Source organism: Paenibacillus sp. SORGH_AS_0306 (assembly GCF_030819345.1).
GTDB classification, from domain to species: Bacteria; Bacillota; Bacilli; order Paenibacillales; family Paenibacillaceae; genus Saccharibacillus; species Saccharibacillus kyungheensis.
In genome coordinates, this window is the sequence record NZ_JAUTBP010000001.1 from 1,682,475 (window position 1) to 1,709,344 (window position 26,870).

General features: G+C 39.9%; 22 protein-coding genes. 16 read left to right on the plus strand and 6 right to left on the minus strand.

The annotated features are described in order from the left end of the window. Positions 1-14: 14 nt before the first annotated feature. Entirely contained in the window at positions 15-1,193 is a 1,179-nt protein-coding gene (locus QE450_RS07545; RefSeq protein WP_307298200.1) for a sensor histidine kinase, read from the minus strand. 429 nt (positions 1,194-1,622) lie between these two features. On the opposite strand from QE450_RS07545, the gene QE450_RS07550 reads away from it, so the two are divergent. The 15 genes from QE450_RS07550 (at position 1,623) to QE450_RS07620 (ending at position 17,481) form a co-directional block, all read left to right on the plus strand. Next, on the plus strand, positions 1,623-1,937 hold the full coding sequence (locus QE450_RS07550; protein WP_273616078.1) for a glutaredoxin family protein: 315 nt from the start codon (positions 1,623-1,625) through the stop codon (positions 1,935-1,937). An 84-nt stretch (positions 1,938-2,021) separates the two neighbouring features. Continuing rightward, on the plus strand, positions 2,022-3,353 hold the full coding sequence (locus tag QE450_RS07555; RefSeq protein ID WP_373461957.1) for an LLM class flavin-dependent oxidoreductase: 1,332 nt from the start codon (positions 2,022-2,024) through the stop codon (positions 3,351-3,353). A gap of 221 nt (positions 3,354-3,574) precedes the next feature. Then, positions 3,575-4,498: a LysR family transcriptional regulator gene (locus tag QE450_RS07560; protein WP_307298207.1), complete on the plus strand. Its 924-nt coding sequence runs from the start codon at positions 3,575-3,577 to the stop codon at positions 4,496-4,498. A gap of 597 nt (positions 4,499-5,095) precedes the next feature. Continuing rightward, on the plus strand, positions 5,096-5,986 hold the full coding sequence (locus tag QE450_RS07565) for a transporter substrate-binding domain-containing protein (protein ID WP_373461958.1): 891 nt from the start codon (positions 5,096-5,098) through the stop codon (positions 5,984-5,986). A 35-nt stretch (positions 5,987-6,021) separates the two neighbouring features. After that, on the plus strand, positions 6,022-6,792 hold the full coding sequence (locus QE450_RS07570; protein ID WP_273616081.1) for an amino acid ABC transporter permease: 771 nt from the start codon (positions 6,022-6,024) through the stop codon (positions 6,790-6,792). Then, a complete protein-coding gene (locus QE450_RS07575; protein WP_307298212.1) occupies positions 6,789-7,499 on the plus strand; it encodes an amino acid ABC transporter permease in 711 nt (236 codons plus the stop codon). Before QE450_RS07570 ends, QE450_RS07575 begins: the two co-directional genes overlap by 4 nt. A 1-nt stretch (position 7,500) precedes the next feature. Next, positions 7,501-8,253, plus strand: a complete 753-nt coding sequence (locus tag QE450_RS07580; protein WP_307298214.1) for an amino acid ABC transporter ATP-binding protein — start codon at positions 7,501-7,503, stop codon at positions 8,251-8,253. A gap of 39 nt (positions 8,254-8,292) precedes the next feature. Continuing rightward, positions 8,293-9,327 (plus strand): LLM class flavin-dependent oxidoreductase, encoded by a 1,035-nt coding sequence (locus QE450_RS07585; RefSeq protein ID WP_307298218.1) that lies wholly within the window; start codon positions 8,293-8,295, stop codon positions 9,325-9,327. Between the two features lie 7 nt (positions 9,328-9,334). Then, positions 9,335-10,504: an amidohydrolase gene (locus QE450_RS07590; protein WP_307298221.1), complete on the plus strand. Its 1,170-nt coding sequence runs from the start codon at positions 9,335-9,337 to the stop codon at positions 10,502-10,504. 206 nt (positions 10,505-10,710) lie between these two features. Next, the gene (locus QE450_RS07595) at positions 10,711-11,655 is read left to right on the plus strand and encodes an ArsR/SmtB family transcription factor (RefSeq protein ID WP_307298224.1); all 945 of its coding nucleotides are present in this window, start codon (positions 10,711-10,713) and stop codon (positions 11,653-11,655) included. A gap of 234 nt (positions 11,656-11,889) precedes the next feature. After that, positions 11,890-13,599, plus strand: a complete 1,710-nt coding sequence (locus QE450_RS07600; RefSeq protein WP_273616087.1) for an ABC transporter substrate-binding protein — start codon at positions 11,890-11,892, stop codon at positions 13,597-13,599. 22 nt (positions 13,600-13,621) lie between these two features. Beyond that, a complete protein-coding gene (locus QE450_RS07605; RefSeq protein ID WP_307298226.1) occupies positions 13,622-14,575 on the plus strand; it encodes an ABC transporter permease in 954 nt (317 codons plus the stop codon). Positions 14,576-14,593: 18 nt separating this feature from the next. Beyond that, on the plus strand, positions 14,594-15,520 hold the full coding sequence (gene opp4C / locus QE450_RS07610) for an oligopeptide ABC transporter permease (RefSeq protein ID WP_307298228.1): 927 nt from the start codon (positions 14,594-14,596) through the stop codon (positions 15,518-15,520). 10 nt (positions 15,521-15,530) lie between these two features. Further along, a complete protein-coding gene (locus QE450_RS07615; RefSeq protein WP_274170081.1) occupies positions 15,531-16,523 on the plus strand; it encodes an ABC transporter ATP-binding protein in 993 nt (330 codons plus the stop codon). Next, positions 16,516-17,481 (plus strand): ABC transporter ATP-binding protein, encoded by a 966-nt coding sequence (locus tag QE450_RS07620; protein ID WP_307298231.1) that lies wholly within the window; start codon positions 16,516-16,518, stop codon positions 17,479-17,481. Before QE450_RS07615 ends, QE450_RS07620 begins: the two co-directional genes overlap by 8 nt. 77 nt (positions 17,482-17,558) lie before the next feature. On the opposite strand, the gene trhO is transcribed toward QE450_RS07620, so the two are convergent. Both trhO and rsgA read right to left on the minus strand, forming a co-directional pair. Continuing rightward, positions 17,559-18,452 (minus strand): oxygen-dependent tRNA uridine(34) hydroxylase TrhO, encoded by an 894-nt coding sequence (trhO, locus tag QE450_RS07625; RefSeq protein WP_273616092.1) that lies wholly within the window; start codon positions 18,450-18,452, stop codon positions 17,559-17,561. Positions 18,453-19,047: 595 nt separating this feature from the next. Then, positions 19,048-20,115 carry a ribosome small subunit-dependent GTPase A gene (gene rsgA, locus QE450_RS07630; RefSeq protein WP_307298234.1) on the minus strand — a complete coding sequence of 356 codons (1,068 nt, stop codon included), beginning with the start codon at positions 20,113-20,115 and terminating at the stop codon, positions 19,048-19,050. Positions 20,116-20,537: 422 nt separating this feature from the next. On the opposite strand from rsgA, the gene QE450_RS07635 reads away from it, so the two are divergent. Further along, on the plus strand, positions 20,538-22,907 hold the full coding sequence (locus QE450_RS07635; RefSeq protein WP_307298236.1) for an AraC family transcriptional regulator: 2,370 nt from the start codon (positions 20,538-20,540) through the stop codon (positions 22,905-22,907). Between the two features lie 211 nt (positions 22,908-23,118). Here QE450_RS07635 and QE450_RS07640 read toward each other — a convergent pair whose 3' ends face one another. From QE450_RS07640 to QE450_RS07650, 3 genes are read right to left on the minus strand one after another with little or no spacing between them, the layout of a single operon-like run. Then, positions 23,119-24,747, minus strand: coding sequence for an extracellular solute-binding protein (locus QE450_RS07640; protein ID WP_307298238.1), 1,629 nt, complete (start codon positions 24,745-24,747; stop codon positions 23,119-23,121). A gap of 45 nt (positions 24,748-24,792) precedes the next feature. Then, positions 24,793-25,704 carry a carbohydrate ABC transporter permease gene (locus tag QE450_RS07645; protein WP_307298239.1) on the minus strand — a complete coding sequence of 304 codons (912 nt, stop codon included), beginning with the start codon at positions 25,702-25,704 and terminating at the stop codon, positions 24,793-24,795. A gap of 43 nt (positions 25,705-25,747) precedes the next feature. After that, complete coding sequence (locus QE450_RS07650; RefSeq protein WP_274170077.1) at positions 25,748-26,719, minus strand: ABC transporter permease; 972 nt, start codon at positions 26,717-26,719, stop codon at positions 25,748-25,750. Positions 26,720-26,870: the final 151 nt, after the last annotated feature.

Consider the following 26,870-nt stretch of genomic DNA (forward strand, 5'->3'; position numbering starts at 1 on the left):
TCTCCTTGATTCATTTAATTTTTAGTGATCGGGTGATTATTCAGAGGCAGTGTCACTTTGATCCAGAGACCGCCTTGTGGACGAGCAGCAAATGTACATTGACCATGTATCGTTTCACAACGGCGAATCATATTTTGGATACCGAATCCGTATTGTAACGGTTGATCTCTACGATACTTACCATCATCAGCGATCGAAAGTTGAACATGCTGAGAAGTCTCGGTAATAGTAATCTCAACCATATTGGCTTCAGCATGGCGGATAATATTAGTTAATGACTCTTGTAATACACGATATAACACGCTATCAATTAATTCGCCCCATATACTAAAAGTCCCTTGAGCGTTAAAGCTTAATTGTAACCCTGCACGATGGGTGATCTGAGTCGCTAATTCTTGCAGACCTTCGACACCACCTTCGTGCACAGACCAATCTTTCACCACACTACGTACTTCGGCAAGACCTTGTCTAGATACATCTAGCAACTGATCGACAGTCGATTCAGCGCGTTCAGGATCTTGCTTGATCATCCATTTCAAAGCTTGCATCTGTACAATAAGCGAAGTGAAATGATGACCTAATCCATCGTGAATCTCTCCTGCTATCCGCGTACGTTCGGTTAATGCAGCATATCGTATCGATTGTACGGTACTGTCCTGCAATTCTGCATAGGTTCGTTGTAGCTCCATATGAACTTGTTCCAGTTCTTTAAGTTGTTCACTGTTAATCTTCAGCACACCAATATAACGGCTAAGACTGTGAATGCCAAAATAGATACTGGCAAGCACAACAATCAGACTATACGGATAACCATTGTCTAGCCCGGAAATTAACATCACTACGCCTACTATAATCAATACTATAGTCGCTACTTTTTGCTCTCGACTTGAAATAAAGCTTAATATCACAAACCATGCCCATAGAACAGAATTATAATCTTGAGGTTCTTTGGAAATATAAGCAGAAAGCCAGATCATCGAGAACAAAAACAGCGTAAAAACGATAATATAAGTAATCGACAATTTAATACTAGACCATAGCATAAATACGTAAAAACACATTGTGACAAAAAACAGCATCCACACGAGAAAAGAATGATCCATATAATAAATGGTTAGATTATAAATAATAATCATCGTTAATAATAAACGGAATAAAAATAAATACTTTAAAAAATCTTGTGATTTTTGCAAAGTTTGACTTCCTTTCACATCAAATACTGATTTCTATTTTAGCATGTCATAAGAAGTGATTCAGATTTAAATATAATCAAGTACAACATATTCTTATTATACAGAAGAAGCCTAGTTAACTATATCTTAATAGCGCACACTTTTCGTCATCATAATGATCGGTTTTGAAAAGGTGAAAATCAATCGCTAGGTGGAGGTAATATCAGATAGGTAAAGACTTTAACTACAATGATAGAAGATTTTGATACATGTATAGAATGTATTGATATAGTAATCAATTGACGCTGTGGACAGCAGGGTGCTAGACTTTATGTAATCTTAACCAACTTAATAGGTCGGAATTATAAGATATAATTCAAATGCCAAACCTATTTCCAAAAGAATCACTTTTATTGTAATGCACACCTATATTCAGAGGAGGACAACGACATGTCATCAACAATTGAAACTACTGCAAATCAAGGTCAACATATTATTTTGTGGAGTAAAACAGGATGCCACTTCTGCGGGGAGATTAAGAACTATCTAGAATTAAATAATCATCATTATACCAATCTAGAAGTTGCAGGTAACGATGGTCTACGCGATGTACTTGAAGCTAAATACGGTATCCGGCATGTGCCTGTCGTCGAAGTAGGTCGTAATGGCACATATACTGCATTTTTAGAAACTGATTTGGAAGGGTTGGCTCAGTTGTTAGCTCAAGAAGCAGAATCGGCTCAATCCTCAGCAACCGTAATTTAATCTTCCAATAATACTGAAATACTGACTATAAATATTCTATAAACTATTACCTATGATAACGATAAAAAGAAGGAGTGATCAATGATGACCAATCACAAACGACAATTGAAATTTGGGGCAATCATCCATGGGATTGGAGGAAGTATGTCTACATGGCGACATCCCGAGGTACAAAGTGATGCAAGTGTAAGCTTTGACTTTTACAAACGGCAGACGCTCAAAGCAGAAGAAGGCAAGTTCGATCTGGTCTTTATTGCCGATGGGTTGTTTATCAATGAAAAGTCATTGCCACACTTTTTGAATCGATTTGAGCCGGTTACGATATTGTCTGCACTTGCAGCCGTCACTTCCCGAATCGGATTAGTAGGAACAATATCTACTAGCTATAGCGAGCCATTTACTGTGGCACGTCAATTGTCTTCGATCGATCATATCAGTGGAGGACGTGCTGGATGGAATGTGGTCACGTCTCCGCTAGAAGGATCGGCACGCAATTATAGTCGAGGCGATCATCCTTCTCATCCTGAACGGTATCAGATTGCGGCTGAGTATCTAGAAGTGACCAAAGGATTATGGGATTCATGGGAAGAAGATGCTTTTGTTAGAGATAAAGAGTCTGGTGTCTTTTTTGATCCTGAGAAATTGCATACACTTAATCATCAAGGGAAGCATTTTTCTGTTCAAGGCCCTTTGAATATCGGACGATCGCGTCAAGGACAGCCTGTCATTTTCCAAGCAGGTTCTTCAGAAGATGGCAGAAATCTAGCTGCACAATCAGCCGATGCGATCTTTACCGGACAAGAGACTTTAAGTGATGCGCAAGCCTTTTATACCGATGTGAAAAAGCGTGCGGTTCAGTATGGTCGTCAGGAAGAAGAGTTATTAGTCTTGCCAGGGATATCGCCTATTATTGGCAGAACCGAAGCTGAAGCTGAGCAGAAATATCGAGAGATAGCTGATCTGGTGACAATTGATAAAGCACTTGATTTTTTAGGACGCTTTTTTGATCATCATGACTTTTCACAATATCCATTGGATGAGCCTTTTCCAGACTTACATGATATCGGAAGTAATAGTTTCCGTAGTGGAACAGATAAAATTAAAAAAGATGCGCGTGAGCGTGGTCTAACTTTACGCGAAGTTGCATTACAAGCAGCTACACCGCGTGGAAATTTTATCGGTACACCGGAGCAAATTGCTAATCAAATCGAAGAATGGTTTCTAGAAAAAGGATCGGATGGATTTATTATTCACTCAGATCTTCCAAGCGGATTACACGATTTTGTAGATTTGGTTGTGCCTATTTTGCAAGCAAAAGGGATTTATCGTCAAGATTATGAGTACGATACATTACGTGAAAATTTGGGAGTGCCTATTCCACAGAATCGGTATCAAGCCAAAACGTTAAAAGTGTAAATCGTATTTAATACGCTGTACTCTGATCTAATTTAAACATAAACGATTTTCCCAAAATGGTGATAAGTCAAAGAAGTGCCCGTTGCTCCTGATCCCAGTGGTCGTAAGGGGTGACGGGTTATTTCAAATTGCATATTCTTCCGTTGACAAGTGTCAAAACAGGGAATATGATACATAAAACCAAGTTAGTTAATGGGAAAAGTAAGAAAGGGGATGGAATGATGAATATTGAAAATATAGAGGCATTTGTCTATATCAACCATTATGGCAGTTTTAATAAAGCAGCAGAAGTGTTATTCCTTTCTCAACCGTCTGTATCAGCACGTATCCAGACATTAGAAAGAGAACTTGGCTGCAAATTATTTGAACGTCTGGGTCGACAAATTTTATTGACCGAAGAAGGAAGAAGATTTCTACCGTATGCACAGCAAGTGTTACAAGTGATCCAAAAAGGCAAACAACGTATTCAAACAGCAAAAGTCACACCACAGGAGCTGACCATCGGTTGTACCGTAGCTGTCTCTAATTATGTTATTCCTGAACTGCTTCCCAAACTCAAACAAAAATATCCGCAAACCAATTTTAAGCTGATCACTTCAACGACTGATCAACTGTTGCATAAATTAATGAACAAAGAAATCGATATCGGGTTCGTCCGTAAAGTGATGCATCCGGCGATTCGAACAGTTTCTTTTTACGAAGATCCTATTTCACTATACGTATACAAAGATCATCCATTTGTACAAAAAGGACGTGCAACGATCGCATCATTGCAGGAACAACCTTTAATTTTCTTTGAATGCGGATCATTAGACTGGCTTCGGATTCATCGTGTATTCGAAAGTCTTGAATTTCCGCCAGATATCGCTTTCCATGTCGATCATTCTGAAACTGCCAAAAAGCTAGTGTTACAAAAAGTAGGCATCGCCTTTTTACCCGGACTTAGTGTGCATGAAGAAGTGATGCGTGGCGACCTGGTACCGATCTATATTCCAGAAGTCACAGGAATCTCTTTACAGACCAGTCTAATCACATTAAAAGAACAACCATCAACATTCGCTACCACACTAGCCGAATTGCTACACGAAAACGACTACTTCCGTAGCCAACAACCCGACCAATCACTACTTCACTCTACAATCTAACGAAAAGAGTAGAAGAAAAGACAAACGTATCTTTCTAAAAATCAATAATCGATACACACAAATCATAATCGATATAGACAACAAAAAAGTAATCAAAAACAACCACCATTTCACATGCATATCTTATAGCAAATGAATGACCTATAGAACAAATCAATATAAAGATGCCACCAATACGCCCAATCTTTCCAACTAACATCATCTTTATCTTTACTTGCTACCCTCCCACAAGGGAAACAAATGCACCACCCAAGTAGCATTTCATCTATCGCTACCGTATTGCCAAGCACAAGCGAAGAGGGAAGATTCATTCTGAAAGAGCGAAGCGCTCGCCTTTAAAAGAATATCCCCACCGCAAAGCGGTTACATTCAAGGGATATTCTTTTACCAGCGACGACAAGAATAATCTACCCTCATAGCGCCTGTACTCTATTGCACCACGACACCTATCATTTGTTTCCCCCACACCTATTGATTTGTTCAATACACCGATAGAACTTTCCTATTATCCAGGTCATTGACGCTGAGAAAGGACGATGATAGATTTATCACATGCTAAATCCGATTAAGTTGATATGAATTAGGGGGAAGAAGAAAATGAAGAAAAAAACAGGGTTAACAGTACTTACATTATGGGCAGTTGTTTGGATGCTGGTACTATCGGGTTGCGCATCTGTTAGCGAATCAAGTGGAGGTTCAGCAGGAGGAACATCTTCTGCATCAGATAGCAATAATGCAACAGCGTCTACAGGTGGTGTTAAAAAAATTATCGTCGGTACAGGTACAGCCTTTCCGAATGTCTGCTTTATTGATGAAAATGGCAAGCTTACTGGATACGATGTTGAATTGGTACGTGAGATCGATAAACGTCTACCAGATGTAGAATTTGAATTTAAAACGATGGAATTCTCAAATTTGCTACTAAGCTTAGAAACAAACAAAATAGATTTTGTCGCTCACCAGATGGAGACGAATCCTGAGCGTGAACAAAAATATCTATTTAACAAAGTGCCATACAGCATTTTCCTTAATCGTGTAGCTGTTGCGAAAGATAATAATGCGATTAAAGGATTAGATGATCTGGTTGGGAAAAAAGTGCTTACAGGAGCTACAAGTAATGCGGCTTACTTACTTAATGAATATAACAAGACACATAACAACGGTATAGATGTTGTCTATAGTAGTGGAGCAGCCAATGATACTGTTCAACAAATCGTATCAGGACGTGTAGATGCCACGATCACGACAGATTTTGCTAATCGTTTCAATACAGATGCAGACGGTAATGTAGCACTCAAAACAGTCGGTGAACCGTTAAATCAATCCAATGTCTTTTTCGTGTTCCGCAAAGATGAGCAACCTCTGGCAGATGAGATCGATCAAGCAATCACAGAAATCAAAGCAGATGGAACACTCAAAAAATTAAGCGAACAATGGTTAGGCGATGACTTCACCAAAACGCTTGAAGAAGCCAAAGTAACCAAATAAATAATGAATAGCTAGTAGAAAGGAGCACATCATACATGAGCAGAAAATTCGATATCACCTATGTGTTTGATTTTATTCCTAAATTATTAGCTTATCTCAATATAACACTGCTCATTGTAGGCAGCTCGATTCTACTAGGTCTTGTTATCGGAATGCTTGTCGCGTTACCCCGTCTATACAATGTGCCTGTACTTAAGCGTATCTCGCAAGTGTATGTCTCTTTTTTTCGCGGGACACCGATTCTGATTCAATTATTTCTGATCTATTATGGACTACCGACGATTCTGCAATGGATCAATATTGATATTTCTAGAGTCGCAGTGTTGTACTTTGTGATTCTGGCTTATGCACTGAACAGTGGAGCTTTTGTCTCTGAAATGATAAGAGCTTCAGTCAGTGCAGTAGATAAAGGACAGATTGAAGCCGCGCAATCCATAGGCATGAGCGGATACCAGACGTTTACACGTATTATTTTGCCACAAGCGTTAGCGATCAGTATTCCGTTATTCGGTAATCTGGTGATCGGCAATCTGAAAGACACTTCACTTGCTTTTACGTTAGGTGTGATGGAAATGACAGGCAGATCACAGACGTTAGGAACAGCTACACAACATTTTGTAGAAACATATATTGCTTTATCTTTGATCTACTTTGTAATCAGTATGATCTTGGAACAAGGATTCCTCTGGTTAGAACGTCGTCTGCATCGTCATGAAGCAAGTGTAAGGCAGAGTTCTAAAGTGATGGGGCGTAAATGGCTAACCCGTCCTGTATCTGCACTTAGCAAAGGAGGTAGAAGTGGATGACACTGGATCCATCGTTTATGTGGACAGCCTTTCTAAGCCTTTTTAAAGCATTACCAACTACGCTTATGATTACTTTCGTATCTGTAATCTGCGGTCTATTGATAGGAACGGGGGTAGCCTTATGTCGAATTTATCGAATTCCTGGATTGTCTCAACTTTCTACCGCTTACGTGACTTTTATACGCGGTACACCGATGTTGATGCATTTGTTATTAATTTATTTTGGCTTACCGATTCTGATCGATAGTGTATCTGCTCACTTAGGATGGTCATTTACTTCAGCATCGATTCCGCTCATTGGATTTGTATTTATCGCATTTTCGATTACAGCAGGAGCATATATGTCGGAAGTGGTACGGGCAGGTATTGTTGCTGTAGATCGTGGACAGATCGAAGCGGCTCATTCGATTGGCATGACGACACCACAAGCTTTACGCCGAATCGTATTACCACAAGCGTTAGCAGTCAGCCTTCCGAATTTGTCCAATTCAGTGATTGGGATGTTACATGGATCTACACTTGCCTATACGATCTCTGTTGTAGAAATCAACGCTCAAGCACTAGTAGTTGCTGCGAACAATTGGAAGTACTTTGAAGCGTATATCGCCGCTGCTGTCTTGTTCTGGGGACTGACCTTATTGATCGAACGGGATAGTGGATGGTTAGAAAAACGTCTCAACGCTTATCATCGTGGAGGTGTGATGTAATATGATTCAACTGGAGCAAATATCCAAGTCATTTGGCAAACAGGAAGTGCTTCACCATATCGATCTACAAGTTAAAAAAGGTGAAGTCGTGGTTATTTTGGGCCCGAGCGGTTCAGGCAAGACGACATTACTTCGCTGTATTAATTATTTGGAAAAGCCTGATGCAGGACAGATTACAATCGGTAATCTACGTGTCGATACGAAGCATCCTACCAAAAAAGAAATCCATGCGCTACGTCAACAAACAGCGATGGTATTTCAACAATATAATCTATTCAAACACAAAACAGCACTCGAAAATGTAATGGAAGGATTAACGATTGTTCGCAAAATACCCAAAGATAAAGCACGTGAGATCAGTGTACAGGTACTTGAGAAAGTAGGGCTTGGCACCAAGTTGGATCATTATCCAAGCCAGCTATCCGGTGGTCAGCAACAACGTGTCGGAATTGCTAGAGCACTGGCTTTAAATCCAGAAGTAATCCTTTTTGATGAACCGACTTCAGCACTTGATCCAGAACTGGTGGGTGAGGTGTTAAGTGTAATTCGCAAAATAGCTAAAGAAGGTATCACCATGATTGTAGTAACACATGAAATGGATTTTGCCAGAGATGTCGCTAATCATGTGGTCTTTATGGATGGTGGCGTAGTTGTAGAAGAAGGAACGCCGGAAGAGATTTTTCAACGTCCCAAAGAAGAACGTACCCGTCAATTTTTGAGCCGTATTACACCGCAAGCTACGTATTCCATTTAGAAAATAATACACATAGATCGATTGAGGGAGGAACAGAAGATGAGTATTCCGATAGGTATTTTGGATCAAAGTCCACGATTTGCAGGAGAAAGTGCAGAAGATGCTTTTCGACATACGATAGAGCTTGCTCAAATTGCCGAGGAATTGGGGTATCGTCGATTCTGGGTATCCGAGCATCATGATTCTGCTAATGTGTCTGGTTCTTCACCGGAAGTATTGATCTCTTATTTGCTTGCCAAAACCAAAAAAATTACGATTGGTTCAGGTGGAGTGATGTTGCAACATTACAGTCCGTACAAAGTCGCCGAGAACTTTAATGTATTATCTACACTTGCACCGGGCAGAGTAGAATTAGGCATAGGACGTGCTCCAGGTGGATTACCTCGATCAACACGTGCTTTACAAGGAGATCATCAGACAAGCCCTTTGAGCTTAACCGATAAAATTATAGAAACCCGCAATTATATTTACAATCGAATAGCAGACGATCATGCGCTAGCAGGTATCCATGTAAGTCCAAATCCTGCGCAACCTGCTGATCTATTCGTACTTGGAGCGAGTTCCAATAGTGCAGAAGTAGCAGCCAAATTAGGATTACCCTATGTGTTCTCCCAATTTATTAACGGGGATGAAGAAGTGGCGCTTACGGCTGTACGTAATTATCGTGAACAATTTATTCCTTCGATCGAATATCCTAAGCCACATGTTATTCTGGCTTTATCTGTTATAGTCGCTGAGACCGAAGAAGAAGCTGCTCAATTAGCAGGCGAGAATCTATCTGTTAAAATTCATCTGGAAAGTGGTAAAGTACTTACAGTAGCTACCATCGAACAAGCCGAAGAATTTGGTAGACAATCTGCTGAAAAATATCGTATTGAAGTAAAAGAAGCCAAAGTGGTTAAAGGTTCTCCTTCGTCGGTGTATCAACAATTGTCTGATATTCGTCAGCGATATGGTATAGAAGAATTGGTAGTGCATACAGTGATTCAGAATTTTCATAAGCGTGTGCGTTCATTTGAATTATTACAACAGGCTTTTGTTCAGGCAGAGGTAGAAGCTTCATTGGAGGTGTAAATAGCGCATGGCGTTAATAGAAGGGCTTCAACAGCAACTTAGCGATATTCGTAGACATATTCATCGTCATCCTGAATTATCAGGAGAAGAGATACAGACAACAGCTTATATCCGTCAATTGTTAGAAGCGGCAGATATTCAGATTTTGTCTTTTCCTAATTTGAAAACAGGTGTAATCGCAGAAATAGGAACCGGTGAATCGGTTATTGCGTTACGTGCAGATATTGATGCTTTACCTGTACAAGAAGAGACAGGGCTTGCTTTTGCTTCAGAAGTAAATGGTAAAATGCATGCATGTGGTCATGATTTTCATACTGCTTCTTTGTTAGGAGCGGCGTATTTGCTCAAAGAACAAGAACATCAACTGCAAGGAAGAGTGCGACTGATTTTTCAACCTGCCGAAGAAAAAGCCAAAGGAGCACAGCAAGTGATTGCAAATGGAGCGCTTGAAGGTGTACAAGCGATCTTCGGACTTCACAACAAGCCTGACCTGCCTGTAGGCACAGTAGGGATTCGCAATGGTGCACTGATGGCAGCGGCAGATGGATTTATTGTAGAAGTGACAGGAGTCGGTACACATGCTGCGGTACCAGAAGCAGGGATTGATCCTATCGTGGTGTCTGCACATATTGTAACAGCAATACAATCTATCGTTAGTCGTAATATCAGTTCTCAACAAGGTGCTGTTATTAGCGTGACCCAGTTGAATAGCGGACATGTATGGAATGTGATTCCTGATCTCGCTGTCCTGCAAGGAACGATCCGTACATTTGATGAACAGGTACGGAAGCAAGTGCTATCTCGATTTGAACAGATTGTTGAAGGGGTAGCCACTGCTTTTGGTACTTCTGCCAAAGTAAAATGGTTAGCCGGCCCTCCTCCTGTTCTCAATGATGAGCAGTGGACAGGTGCAGCCCAGATTGCAGCAGAGAAAAGCGATCTTCAAGTGGTTGAGCCTGCGGTATCACCAGCAAGCGAAGACTTTTCATTTTATCAAAAAGAAGTGCCAGGTGTATTTATCTTTGTCGGTACGTCTGGCCCGCAAGAATGGCATCATCCGTCATTTGATGTAGATGAACGTGCATTAAGCAGTACCGCTACCTTTTTGGCAAATACAGCGCGTGTTGCTTTGAAGCAAGTAGAGCAACAACCTATTTCGTCAACATCCACATATTGATTTTCATGTTAATAATCTTTATTTCAATCTGGTTATAATGGAAAGCTGTTTCTTTGGGGAAAGTAGTCATCAACAAAGGCTATCATGATCAAAGAAACAGCTTTTTTGTTGTGGTTTGTAACTAATAACTGACTGCAATTATGATCAGAGATTGCCAAAGTTATCCTTGATACGATAAAATACGCCCAAGAAAGGTTGTGTCTGTATTGAGTGATTCGGTGACGGTTCCCAAGTCAGTATCCTATACAATTGAGCTTCAATTTAACCCTTTATATGAATGTCTTAACAGCTTGCATACGTATATCTGCCGTCCTTCTTACAAAAAGATCGATTTAGATCCTTCCTGGGCCAAATCGGTAGAGGAGCAGTTACCTCCTGCATTTGCAGAGCGTCTTGCTCAGACGGGAATCGATGCAGAGTGGAGATTGATTGTTTTGCTAGTCTGTTGTTGCCCTTACAAGACGCCGGAACAATTTATACAATGGATAGAAGATATGACAGTAAAGCAACTAGAAGTACTGATCGCTGAACATACGTCACTGCCGGTTACCGGAGTGGCTCGTCTGCGTAGCCGAATACTGATGTTGTTCCAACAATGGAATGAATATTACTTTTCCCAGATCGATCAGCAGATCATCACAGGGCTTCAACAAGAATATGAGCAGAAACAAGCGATATTAATGCAAAACCATCATCTCTCTACTTTTGTAGATGAAGTGACCAATGGTATTGTATTTGAACCGCATGCTGAACTCAAGCGTCTGATTCTTGTACCTCATTATCATTTCAAACCGCTTAATATTATTTATGCGTATCATTCATTTGTTATCTGTCATTATCCTGCCAAATTATATCTGGGCGATTCTTCTGAATTACCGCCTTATGAATATCGAGTCATTCGGGCATTGGCTGAACAGAGCCGGTTGAAAATATTAAAATATCTATATAATGGTCCACGTAGCTTTATTGAAATTGTACGTTATTTGGGATTATCGAAAGGAATTACGCATGATCATGTGACCAAGTTACGCAGTGCTGGATTACTTCATGCCCATATTCAAGGAGAAACGCTCACTGTCTATAGTCTGCGAACTCATGCTATTGATCATCTACAGCAGATGTTAATGCATTTTATTGAAGATAATCAATAAATAAAGATTTATATACGATTAGATCGTTTCTATACAGGAGCGATCTTTTTGTTGTGCGCTGAGATATAAGCGGAATTGAACATACGACTGATCTCACCAACTGTTATATATTAACTTTTTTCGGAAATGATTTTAAGTTCTCTCTTTACAGAACCGTTTTAGATTCCTATAATAGCTTTACCGACTAATAACATAGTTAACAGGTCGGAATAATAAATATTAGGGGAATGTATAATGAAAAAAAGTGTAACTTTACTATCCGGCGTGCTTATGGCTTCTTTGTTGTTTACAGCATGCTCTAGTGGAGGAGCTGATAATAGCAGTTCTTCAGTAGCCAATGGTACAACCGAAGCCTCACCAACGACTGCTCTAACCAGTTTGTTCAAAGCACCTGATCTTACCAAGTTACCTGCTACCGCTCAGCAACGTACAGATACGATCATTATGGCGTTAACTGATCCAGCCGGAGCATTTACTCCTTATTTTCATCAAAGTGGATATGATGGCAATGTCTCTTCATTATTGTATGCACCGCTTGTGACAACAGATGATAAAGGGCTACCGGCTCCGAATCTAGCGGAAAGTTGGGATTTGTCCAAAGATCAACTTACATATACGTTTCATTTGCGTAAAAACTTGAAATTTAGTGATGGCTCACCGCTTACAGCAGACGATGTAGCGTTCACATGGACGATTTTGCATGACAAATCGTATGACAATGATTCGCTTATTCCCACATTAGGTATCGTAGGCGGAGCAGATTACAAAGCTGGCAAAGCGTCTACTATCTCTGGCATTAAAGTTATTGATCCACAGACTATTTCAGTTACGATTGCGAAGCCTAATGCAACTGCACTATTGACGTTAGGTAGCGATGTATTGTCCAAAGCTTATTATGGCAAAGACTATAAATTCGGCGAACTGGAATATATCAAAAAGTTACATCAGACTCCACTTGGGAATGGCCCGTATGTATTAACCAAATTTATTCCGGGACAAGAAGTGCGTTTTACAGCTAATGAAAATTATTTCAAAGGCGCTCCCAAAACAAAAAACTTTATCTACAAAACATCAGAAGGGGATACGTGGCAGTATGTAGAGACAGGGGAAATTGATTTTGCTTCCTTTAGTGCGACACAAGAAAATATCGATAAACTCAAAAGTTTGGGATTTGTAGATATTTTGCCGTATACACCAAGCACGTACAGCTTTTTACAAGCCAATCTGGAACATGAAGCTTTGAAAGATAAAAAAGTACGTCAAGCGATTGCTTACGGATTGGATCGTCAAAGTATTTATGTAGACGCGAACCAAGGGGCAGGAGAAATAGCTAATATTCCTGCGGCTCCTATCTCATGGGCATATACAACAGATGGTATTAATCCTTATGCCTATAGCGCAGAAAAAGCGAATCAATTGCTTGATGAAGCAGGTTGGGTCGCTGGAGCAGATGGTATTCGTGAAAAAGATGGTCAAAAGCTGACTCTTCATTATCTAGGTTCCAAAAGTCCACAAACGGATATCTTTATCGCTGTCGCTACAGAAAACTTCAAAGCGATCGGCGTTGATTTCCAACCGGAAGTATTTGCAGACTTTAACTCACTTGCTTCCAAAGTCGAAGGTGGAGATTATGATCTAGCTTCATTCTCGACACCGATGTTAACCGATCCTTCAGATGGATTAGTGCAATTTTTGGATGGAGAGATCAAAGGGTATGATAATCCTGAATTTGTGAAATTATATAACGAAGCATTAGCAACCAATGATATTGAACAACGCAAAAAAATCTATGCAGACATTTTCAAATTATTAAATGATGATCTACCTGTTATTTTCACTAACTACAAAAAAGTGGTCTATGCCTACAACGGACGTATTCAAGACTTAACAGTCAGTCCATTTAACGGTATTGCATCAAGTGTACCGCAATGGAATTTGAAGTAATCGGTAACAAGGAGTTGAGCATATGAGTAGCTATTTAATCAAGCGTCTAGCGTATACTCTGTTTATTTTATTAGCAGCTTCGTTATTGATCTTTTGCCTGTATGCATTAACTCCGGGGGATTTTATAACAGGTAATATCAAGTTAAGTCCTGAACGCAAAGCGGAATTGCGTGAGTTATACGGGCTAAACAAACCATTATTAGAGCGGTATATCATCTGGATGAACAATGCGTTTCATGGGAATTTTGGGTATTCGCTGGATAAGCAACAACCGGTACTCACGTTATTTAATCAGTATGTATGGAATTCATTTTTGTTAGCGATTGTCTCTACATTTCTAACATGGCTTATCGCTGTGATTATCGGTGTAATCGCAGCGTATAAGCAGTATTCATGGTTTGATACGCTCGTGATGGTCGGTATCTTTGCTGCTATGTCGATTCCGTCGTTTTTTATTGGACTATTTCTGATTAAAATATTGGCGGTTGACTTCAAATGGTTACCGCCGGGAGGCATGTTAACGACAGGTAGCAATGCTACAGGAGTCGCTTATCTAAAAGAAGTGATTCATCATATGACGTTGCCAGTGATTGTTATGACATTGCTGGGTGTAGGATCATTAACCCGTTATTTCCGCAGTAATATGATTGATGTTATTCAGCAAGATTATATCCGTACGGCTCGTGCCAAAGGATTGAGTGAGCGCAAAGTGTTATTTACCCATGCTTTGCGCAATGCATTATTACCTGCGATTACACTGGTAGGATTTGAATTACCTGCGCTATTTGGTGGGTCGCTGATTATTGAACGAATTTTCAATTGGCCGGGGATAGGTCAATTATATATGCAATCATTTACAGTTCGAGATTATCCGCTATTAATGGGCTTTACGATGTTTATAGCTGTACTAACCGTTATCGGTACGTTATTATCGGATATTTTGTATCATGTCGCTGATCCGCGTGTAAAAATCTAGCGGACTAAGGAGGATCATATGCCATCTATACAGGCTGAAGTGACGAATGTATCTACCCATAAACCTCAAGCTGTCAAATCGTCTTTGTGGCGACAGTCGATTCGTAAATTAGTCAAAAATAAATTGGCTGTAGGTGGATTTGCAGTCGTTGTATTTATGTTTTTGCTTTGTTTTGTAGGGCCTTTATTTTCGCCGTATACCGACAATAAAGTGAATATGGCAATGATGAATAAAGCGCCTAATATCCATCACTGGCTGGGAACCGATAAGTTAGGACGGGATGTATTAACACGTGTGATGCAAGCAGGAAGAATCTCGTTAACAGTAGGGATTGCATCGATGTTTTTGTCTGTATTTATCGGAACATTGTTAGGAGCGATAGCAGGATATTATCGAGGGATTGTTGATCAAGTGATTATGCGTATCGCTGATCTGCTACTCACGATTCCCAGTCTGCCGTTATTGTTTATTTTTGGAGCCTTATTATCAGAATGGAAAGTACCTACAGATTACCGAATGTATATCGTAATGCTTATTCTCAGCCTTGTAGGTTGGCCTTCACTAGCACGTATGGTGAGAGGGCAATTGTTATCTTTACGTGAACGGGAATTTATGCAAGCAACGATCGTTTTGGGATTACGTGATCGTCGTAAATTGGTGAATCATTTATTACCGAATCTAGTCCCATTATTAATAGTGATTGCTACGCTGAATATTGGTGGCGCTATTCTTAGTGAATCGGTGTTGAGCTTCTTTGGACTAGGTGTTATGCCGCCTACACCTACATGGGGCAATATGATTGATGCGGCAAATAATATGATCGATTTTCAAGAACGTCCGTGGTTATGGGTTCCACCCGGTTTTTCTATTTTTGCAACAGTGATAGCCATTAATATTTTTGGTGATGGGTTGCGAGATGTGCTTGATCCGAAACAAAAAAGGTAGGTGAATCAACATGAGTACCGACTCGTTATTGCATATTCAGCATTTAAGCACCTATTTTGATACCGATGATGGTACAGTCAAAGCAGTCGATGATATCAGCTTGCATGTTCGTCCCGGTGAAATTGTCTGTATTGTCGGTGAATCCGGTTGTGGTAAAAGTATCACTGCACTCTCTGTAATGGGATTGATCGAAGCGCCTGCTGGACGGATTGCAGACGGTGTGATTGATTTTGATGGGCAAAATTTATTGAATTTGAGTAAAAATCATCTACGAAGTATTCGTGGAAATGATATCGCTATGATTTTTCAAGAACCGATGTCTTCACTCAATCCCGTACTTACGATCGGTGAACAAATGAGCGAGCCATTAATCATTCACAAAAAAATGAATAAAAAGCAAGCACAACAGCGAGTATTGGAATTGATTACGCAAGTAGGTATTTCTCGTCCAGAACAGATTGCTAAGTCATATCCGCATGAATTAAGTGGCGGGATGTTACAGCGCATTATGATCGCTATCGCCATCTCTTGTGATCCCAAGCTGTTAATTGCTGATGAGCCTACAACAGCGCTTGATGTCACGATTCAAGCACAGATTCTAGATATGTTACGAGAGTTTCGTAGTCAATCGGATATGTCGATTCTGCTGATTACACATGATCTAGGCGTGGTCGCTGAAATGGCAGATTATGTGATTGTTATGTATTCAGGCAAAATAGTAGAAGAAGGCGAAGTGGTTGAATTATTTGCTAATCCTCGCCATCCGTATACTCAAGGGCTACTGCGTTCTAAGCCTATTATCAATCAACGGCAAAAAGAACTGTATTCAATTCCAGGATATGTACCGAACCCGCTTGAATTGCAAAAATCCTGTTATTTTCATGAGCGATGTGAGCACTGTATGGATATTTGTCGTACCGAAGAACCGCCACTACGTGATCTAGAAAACGGTCAAAAAACGGCTTGCTGGTTATATGAAAAGGAGGCAACCGTTCATGTCTGAAGCACTGCTAGATATTCAGCATCTCAAAAAATACTTTCCTATCAAATCAGGTCTACTTAGTCGCACAGTGGGACAGGTGAAAGCTGTCGATGATATTAGTATTACGATTCAGCCAGGAGAAACATTTGGTCTGGTTGGGGAGTCGGGTAGTGGCAAAAGTACAGTAGGACGTACAGCTATTCGGTTAACAGACAAAACTGCCGGAGAAGTTCGATTTAAAGGAACCGATATTTATCATTTACCACCGGAGCAGTTGCGACAGTTACGTCCCAAAATGCAGTTGATCTTTCAAGATCCATACAGTTCGCTGAATCCTCGTGTACAGATAGGCGAAGCGATAGGTGAAGCTTTGTTAGATCATGGTCTAGCACCTGCTGCCGATATTCGTGATCGGGTCAAAGAAGTACTATATTCTTGCGGATTATCGTCCTACCATATTGATCGTTTTCCACATGAATTTTCTGGAGGTCAACGTCAACGGATCGGAATCGCCCGAGCTTTGGTATTGAATCCAGAGCTGATTATTGCCGATGAACCGGTATCAGCGCTTGATGTATCGATTCAAGCTCAGATTATTAACCTGTTTAGTCATTTACAGGAAAGTAAAGGATTAACGTATCTTTTTATTTCGCATGATTTGAGTGTAGTCGAACATCTATGTTCTCGTATTGGGGTAATGTATCTCGGTTCAATGGTAGAGACAGCTTCCAGAGATGAATTGTTCCGTCATCCGCTACATCCATATACCAAAGCTTTGTTATCTGCGGTACCAATTCCGATTCCCAAGTTAAAGCGTGAACGAATCGTGTTAAAAGGGGATATTCCAAGCCCTGCCAATCCACCTTCTGGTTGCAAATTTCATACTCGCTGTCCGTTTGCAGAACAGCGTTGTAAAGACGAAGTTCCTGTATTTCGCAATATGGGTAGTGATCACTGGGTTGCATGTCATTTGGTTTAGACGTATAAAATAATAGTATAATTAGCAAAAAGCCACTGATCTTTAAAAGATCAATGGCTTTTTTTGATAGTATCTATTTAGTTAGAAGCTGTGACAGCTACTTGCTCACGGCAAGCATCCGAGCAGAAGTGTTCGTGTTCTTCTTTGCAAGATTCGCATACCACATGTTGCAGATTGCAAGTCGGGCAGTTGATATAATCGTCTGTTGGCGCTTCGCAATGATAGCATTTGCCTACAATAATATCTTCATCGGTATGGTTGATTGGAATCGAAATACGTTCGTCAAATACATAACATTTTCCGTCAAACAATCGACCTTGTACTTCAGGGTCTTTACTATAAGTCACAATACCGCCTTCAAGTTGAGCGACATCGTTAAAGCCTTCTTTCATCAAGAAACCGGTTAGCTTTTCACAACGTACGCCACCTGTGCAGTATGTGAGAATCTTTTTGTCTTTGAACTCGCTCATGTTTTCTCTGATCCATTCAGGGAACTCACGAGAAGATTCAACATTCGGACGAATTGCCCCGCGGAAATGACCGATATCGTATTCATAATCGTTACGACCATCCAAAACAATCACATCTTCTTGTTGAAGTTGTTCATAAAATTCTTTCGGTGAAAGGTGCTTGCCTGTAAATTCACTAGCATCCCATTCTTCTTCAAAGCGGAAAGTGACCAATTCATCTTTTGGACGCACAAACATTTTTTTGAAAGCATGTTCTTCTGCTTCATCAATTTTGAACACTGTATCTGCAAATCGTGGATCTGCTAATAAGTCTTGCATATACTGTTCAGTCTGTTCAAAATCACCTGACAATGTACCGTTAATACCTTCTGGTGCGATTAGAATTCTTCCTTTGATGCCTAACTTTTTGCAATATTTCAAATGCTCTGCGGCAAGTGCTTCATGATCATCAATTTTGACAAATTTATAAAATAATAAAATCCGGTATGGACTCGTAGACATATTCATCACCCTATATATAAAAATTTTAATTTTGCACCGACGTACAATATAATCGCAATCATAAATTTTACGCTTCTCTTGGGGGTTAGTCAATGAAAATGTATAAAAAGGGGGATTAAATTCTCATGGGGGGGGTGGGAGTGCTGCGCCAATAGAATCGTTCTTGTCGTCGCTGGTGCTATGGAATCCCTTGAATGACCGCTTGGCGGTCGGGATTTCATAGCAAAGGCGATCGCTTCGCTCTTTCAGAACGATTCTATTCGCTCCGCTCTGCGTTGGGAGTGGGAGGAATTAAAGTCTTGGGTGGGGGAGGGTAGGTGGAGTTTGGGTGGGAGATTTGGAGGGGAGTGAAAATGTAGTGGGAAAGTAATAGATAGTATTGAGATGGTAAGTGAGAGTCAGATATAGTGGGATTATTGTGAGAATGGGAAGAAGATTTTGTGAAGGGATATGTAGTGGGGAATAAAAAAAGGGGCTGTCTAATGGGGATAGACAGCCGGGAGTTTGGGATAGCATATAGAGTTGGGATAGAGAAAGTATCTATTCACTGCTGCTTATCCAACATACCTAAATGTGATTTGATTTTGTATAGTGATTAGCGGTTTGCGCGGTTTTTGGAATTTTGTTTATGTGTTTTGGATAAGGTTTTCCATTTTTGTTTTTCTTGGCGCAGTTGAGTGACGTTATTTTTGCGTTCGTTGTAGGCTAGTTCTTTTTTGAGTTTGAGCCAGTTGTTGTAATGTTTAGTTGGTAGTGTGCCTTCGGTTAATGCTTGTTGCACCGCGCAGTCTGGTTGATCCTCTGTATGTGCACAATCGTGGAAGCGACACTGTTCGGCTAGAGATTCGATATCGTGGAATGTTTCTTCCAGTCCAGTTGAAGCTTGCCCTATACCCAGACTTCGCATGCCAGGAGTATCGATCACGATCATACCATTGTGTAATAAATGGAGTTCACGATGAGTAGTAGTGTGTTTACCTTTGGCATCGTCTTCACGAATTGCATTTGTTTTCATTTTATATTCGCCTGCAAGTGCGTTAACGAGTGAAGATTTACCGACACCAGAAGAACCAAGCAATACCAGTGTGTCTCCTACAGCAAAATGCGCTTGTAGTTCTGTTAATCCGTCACCATGAATACTATCGACTGGATAGACAGGAACACCAAAGCCAGCTATTTCTAATTGTTGAAGATAGTGATCCAATTGATCAGTCAGATCGCTTTTGGTTACGATAATAAGCGGTTGTGCTCCGCTATTCCACGCAATCGTTAAATAACGCTCAATACGATTCAAATTAAAGTCATCATTTGCCGAGCAAACGAGTAGACAATAATCAAAGTTGGCAGCAACCACCTGTTCACCAATATCAGGATCATCACGCAAAATAATCGTTTTGCGCGGTAACACTTGATGGATGAGTGAAGTATCACCAGGATGGCTCTCCAGAGCGACAAAATCACCAATCGAAGGGCGATCGACTCGCAGAGCATCGCGGAATGAAGATGTTTTTAATTTGGCTAATTGTTCTCCATCTTCAGAGACAACACGGTATACATGTTTGAACACGGCACTAATCCGTGCTGGAATAAGACGTTCCGACGTCTTATAGGCTGCAAAGTGTGCAGCAAAATAATCGTTATATCCATAATCATTAATATTCAATTCAGTTAGCTCCTTTGTTGTATCGGGAGCTTGTTTACGTTATCCGTTCATTTCTCCCGATTGGAAATAGGTTCTATGCGGCGTGTGATGGGGTGTACGTTCAATAGTCATCATTATGAATCATCCTTTCTGTTCGGGATTTCACCAACAGTATAACAGAAAATGGATAAAAAGGAATAGCAAAAATAGAAGATACGTATAAACATAACCAGGATTGTAAATAGAGTGTTATCTTTTACACGTTATAAACAATTCATTTATGATCAAAAAGAACTAAATTTGTAAGCAAATCGCAAAAATACCTTTTCAGCCCGCAAAAATACGTTACAATTGAGTTGTGAATATTTGTTGAATACATGTAAATTTAATATCAATGATCCAATAATCATAGCGTAATTACGTTTGATGCGAGGAGGAAGCAGATGAATCCGAAGCGTACAAGTTCAAGGTTGTTGCGGAGTTATATGTTGTCTTATTTACTTATTTTTCTGATTCCTCTTATTTTGATTACTGTTCTGGTCTATCAAAGCGCTGTTAAAAGTCTACGTACTGAAATAGAGCAATCCAATGTGAATCAGTTAAGTCAGGTACGAATGACGATAGATGGACGGATGAAAGAGTTAAGCGATATTGCAGCCCGGATCAGTTATGATAACAATCTGACTTCTTACATGGTGAAGCATCCGTATTATAGTCGTGAAGCGATTAATACACTGGCTCAATATCGAGCGAATAGTTCGATTATTGATGAGTTATTTCTTTATTTTCATAACGATTCGATGATCTATTCTTCTCAAGGATTAAGTAATTTGAATGTGGTTTTTGGACGAACATATGAATTTAATAATTGGACAAATGAACAGATTACACATGACCTTAATGAGATTAATTATCCGATGACTCGCTTAACCGAGCAATTGGGGACTCATTCACGCCAAAGGTCGATGTTATTACATATTGTGCCGATCAAGCCTGCTGATGCGTATCCATATGCGTCTGTAGTGTATTTGATTGAAGAATCCAAATTGACCGGAATGATGGATTCGATTTTGAATGATTTTAAAGGAAATAGTTATATTTTTGACAATACAGGTCAGGTACTTACGGTCAACAACCATGATCAACCGGTGCAAAATCAAGAATTGAATACGCTTTCAGATCTAGGAGAAGGTATTCATAGTATGATGCTAAATGGAAAACCGCAGTCTGTAGTGTCGGTTACTTCAGCGCAAAATGGTTGGACATATGTAACGACTATGCCAAGTGATCAATTTTTTAGTCGGATTTTTCATATTCAGACATTGATTATATTGGTGTTCGGATTGATTGCTCTAGCAGGTATCCCAATCGCAGTATTATTAGCGCGTAGACAGTATCATCCATTACGTGATCTGGTTGAATTTGCAAAAGAAAAAACCAATCATTCAACCATCCCATCTGTCTCCAACGGCACTTCTAATGAGTGGACATGGATCAAAAACACATTGCATGATTATCGATATCAGATGGATATGCAGGAACCGTATGTGCGTCACCAGTGCTTACTATTGTTAATGAAGCATGGCAAGCCAGAAGATCCAGAGACGATACGTGTTATAGACAGTCTGGGGCTGGAAGCCGATCATCATCAATATTTTGTCATGATTGTAGCCAGTGATATGTTATCTGAAGCCAGATATACAGATACATTACAAGCTACAGATACACACATAGCCGAGACTCAGCGCTTGGAGAAATTACTGGACCCGTATTTATTTTTACCGGATATTTTAGCAGAAATCGATCTTCCTCATTTAAATGCACATATTTATGGAATAGAGTACTCATCAGGCAATCGGTTAGCTTTGGCGGTATGCTGGCATCAGCTTGAAGAAGTAGAGCGTCAGCAACAAATGAAGCAGATTGTAGAAGCAGTTAGAGAAATTGTGTTTGAACATTATTATACGTTGCCAACTGTAGGGGTAGGCACAAGTTATACACGTCTGGATGAGTTAAATCAATCTTTTATCGAAGCGGCAACAGCGATGGAATATCGATTAACGGATACCCAGCATAGTGTCACATACTTTGATCAATTAAATAGTGAAGCTGATCGCCCTTCAGGTGAACATTATTGGATTACAAATGAATCGTTATTAAAATTATCTCAAAGCTTGAAGCAAGGTAATATTATGGTTGCTTCCCATATGGTGCAGACGATTGTGGCAGACGTACGCTCACAAGCATTACCACTTTCACTGATGCGCTGTGTTCTATTTGATCTATTAAATACAGTGCTCAAAGCGGCTTCAGAAGTGGGATTAATACGAAGTATACGCGATATGCCGAAACTGGCTTCTTTTGAACGTACAGAAGAGTTAGAAGAACAACTACATCTATTGATTGCACGCATCTGTACATGTGCAGAACACAAAGAAGAAACCAAGCAATTATCTATGATGGATCAAGTGCTTGCTTATGTACGGGAACAGTATTGCGATTATGCGTTAAGTCTGGAAGGTGTGGCTCAGCAGTTTTCTATTTCTAGTTCATATCTTAGCCGCACCTTTAAAGAAAAAACAGGGTATACGTTTTCTCAATATGTATGGCAATTGCGTATGGATGAAGTGATCCGCCAGATGAACGATACCAACGATCCACTGAAAGATATTATTTTGCGTGTAGGATATCTGGATACTGCTAATTTTATTCGCAAATTTAAAAAAGAAACAGGCTGTACACCGGGGCAATATCGTAAGCAAAGTCTGCAAAATGAAGATCATAATCTACCGATTAACAACAGTACAGGATAATCAGGAGCAACACTGTTTGTAGGATAAAAAAGATGATAAAAAAAAGACCTCAATCGCTATCTCTAGCGGAAAGAGGTCTTTTTTTTATGAGTACATTTCTACGTTTACATATCAATCACATAAATTGCATGAATCACATAAATCACATAAATCACATAAATCTCATAAATCTCATCAATAATGTGCTTGTGCTGTATACTTGTCTACCTCTTTAGCTTGATTTCCAGCGATCATACGCTACCTGATAAATCTCTATAATCCGATCTCCACCCATTTGCTTGATCGTTGCTAGATACGTATCCCAACTGGTTAACGGTTCTTGTCCGGTAACAAATTTGGCTTCCATTTGCTCAATATACGTATCCATATCTGCACGTAGACTTGAAATTTCAGCCTGTTCTTCTTGCGTTAGATACAGAATAGGGAAAGGTGGTTGTGGATCATAGGCAAGAATCTTCTCGTCATTTTGCTTGTCTACCCAAGTATCAAATTCTTCTTTTAATCCTTTTTGCAAATCAGGGCTTAATAAAGTAGGCGCTGGCGTACCATAGTTCGGTGTTAATGTTCCACGGTAATCTTCACGACTATTGTACTGGCTTGGGAGCTCTTTCCATTTCTTAGTATGATCTTTTTCGTTAACTGTCTCGTACATTAGACCTTCAGGGCCTTTGTCGAACAGCATAGCACCTTCATAGCTGTACATATAATCGACCCAGCGCATAGAAGCTTCTGGTGAAGGGTTGCTTTCAGTAATAGCGAATGATCCGGTAGATAACCCCGGGTGAATAGCAACAGCTGGCTTGTCTACAGCATCACTTTTCACAGGAACAAACATCGGGTCTTTGGTTGTCGGCTTACCGCCATGTGTAAAATAAGCATGCCAATCTTGGAAAAGACCTAGCTGATTGTTAGCCCCTTTAGCTTTTTTCTGATCAGGAGTTTGTGAGAACGTTTCATGATCTAACAGATTTTCATTCCACAAGCGATTCATATATGTTAAAAATTCACGATATCCTTCTTCGGTACGAGCAAAATGTACTTTACCATCTGCATCATTATAGATATCTTCTCCATAGATACCCCAAGCACCTAATAACCATGAACGAATATCATCTAATTTGACAGAAGCTAAAGGAATTTCGTCTTTTTTGCCATTACCATTCGGATCTTCATCACGGAAACGAACCAGCAGATCGTACAATCCTTCGGTAGTGGTTGGCAGATCTTTGACTTTCAGTGCTTCCAAAAATTCACCGTTATACCACATCGGACTGCGATACCAGATACTTTGCTGATTGATTACCGGTAATGAATAAATATGACCATCCGGTGTAGTGATCGATTTGCGGATAGATGGATCTTCGTCCATTAGCTTTTTGAGATTAGGTGCATAATTATCGATTAGCCCTTCCAGTGGAAGCAAGATACCTTGATTTCCGTAGTTGACTTCGTCTGCTTGAGTGAGAGAAGAAGCATAGAAGATATCTGGATACTCACCGCTGGCAAATACTAGATTTTTTTTCGTTTCAAAGCTATCTAGTGGTGGATTTTCGAAAGTGAACGACACATTTGTTAACTTTTCCATTTCTTGAAAAGCAGGCATGTCTTTCCAGTTCTGTAGACCAACATCAGGGCCCATCATTGATAAAGTAATCTTTTCTTTGACGATAGGGAATCCTTCTTTACTTACATTTTCAGCCGAATTCGACTTGGCGGCTTCTTCAGCTTTGCCACCGGAACAACCAGCAAGTAGCGTCGTTCCTAATACCAACGATAATGCGACTGTACCTGTTTTGCGTATAAAAGTAGAACGGAATCGAAATGGAGATTGATTTGTCATAATAATCCTCCTTGTAAATGATAGTAGACATTCGATCGTAAGCGCTTACCCTTTGACTGATCCTATCATAACGCCCTGAACAAAATAACGCTGAACAAAAGGATAGACCGCAATAATCGGCAATGTGGCAACAATAATAACAGCATATTTAAGCAGAGCCGCCATATCTGCTTTGGCATTCATCGCCATTGCAGCTTCACCGCTGGTAGCGGCACCTTGAGCAGAAGTAGACATTTCTTGCAAAACAAGAATCTGACGCAATACCATTTGTAGCGGATACTTGGATTGATCATTTAAATATACCAAAGCGTTAAAATAACTGTTCCAGTGACCTACACCATAGAATAGTGCCATTACTGCAATAATAGGTGTTGATAACGGAACAACGATTTTTAGAAATAATCTCAAATTCGTACATCCATCCATATGAGCGGCTTCTTGAAGTTCAATCGGAATCGTAGATTGGAAAAACGTCCGCGCTACAATAATGTTCCAGACCGAAGCAGCTCCTGGCAAGATCAATGCCCACATCGAGTTCACCAGACCTAATTGTTTGACGATAAGATACGTAGGGATCAGACCGCCACTAAAAAACATTGTGACCAGAAACATTCCCATAAAAAAACCTCGTCCTACAAAATCTTTACGACTGAGTGCATAAGCCGCAGGTAAAGTGACCAGTAGATTGATTAACGTGCCAACAACTGTGTACAAAATCGTATTTCCATAACCGACCCAGATTTTATTATTTTCAAAAACTCTAATGTATCCTTCAAATGTAATTCCTTTGGGCAACAGCCACATTTCGCCTGAATTGACGTAAGAAGGTGTACTGATCGAAGCACTTAAAATGTAGATAACAGGGTAGAGTACTAGTACAAAAGCGATCGTCACATACAGGTAGTTGCAAATCAGAAACAAACGGTCTGTTTTGGTTTCTTTAATCACAGCAGCCATAGATTATCCCTCCTTAATACGTTATAGATAAGCTATACATGAATTACCATAGACTATGTTCTGTTGTACGACGAGCAATCTGATTCACAGTGATCAATAGAATCGCATTAACCGCTGAATTAAATAGACCTACTGCTGTTGAGAAGCTGTACTGTACATTAATCAGACCGGTACGATATACAAATGTATCAATAACATCAGAAGAACTCATATTAAGAGCATTTTGTAATAACAAAATCTTCTCAAAACCAACGCCTAAGATACTACCTATACTCAAAATCAGCAAAATTGTAATCGTCGGGATAATGGTTGGAATATTGATACTAATAATACGCCGAAAACGACTTGCACCATCCATAATAGCGGCTTCATGTAGCTGTGGATCGACCGCGGAAAGGGCAGCAAGGTAAATGATAGTTCCCCAGCCTGTACTTTGCCACACACCGGATAAGACATACATCGTTTTGAACCATGCCGGATCGGTCAGTAGATTAGGCGCAGTAAAGCCTGACCATTCTATAAATTTGATAATGATTCCTGTGGAAGGAGAAAGGAATGTAATAATAATCCCTGCCATAACTACAACAGAAATAAAATGAGGAGCATACGTGACGGTTTGTACAGTGCGTTTGAAAAATCCATTTTTGATCTCATTAAAAGCGAGTGCTAATAAAATAGGTAAAGGAAAACCAACAGCTAATTCGTATAACGATATACTTAATGTATTCCATAATAAATCCCAGAAATAATAAGATTCAAAAAAACGCTTAAAATGCGTAAAACCTACCCATGGACTATCGGCGATCCCTCGTGCGGGCAGAAAGTTTTTGAAAGCAATTTGAATGCCATACATAGGTCCATAATGAAAGATAAGAAAGTACAAAAATGCAGGTGCTATTAAGATGTATAATTCCCAATTACGTGTGATCCTTTTCCAAAGTGACTTACGCCGATCAGATACACTAACTTCAGAAATAGAATCAGTATGAACGGTATTCGATACATTTCTTTGCATCATAGTCCTCCTTTCTGGTGAAACGATAGAATAATAAAGAAGTGGTGTACCGCTATGTGTATAGTCTTATTGTAGAAATATAACGGTTGAACCGTAAATATGTGAATCATGAAGTGAATAGTAAAAAAGCACATATTCCTTGTCAGTACAG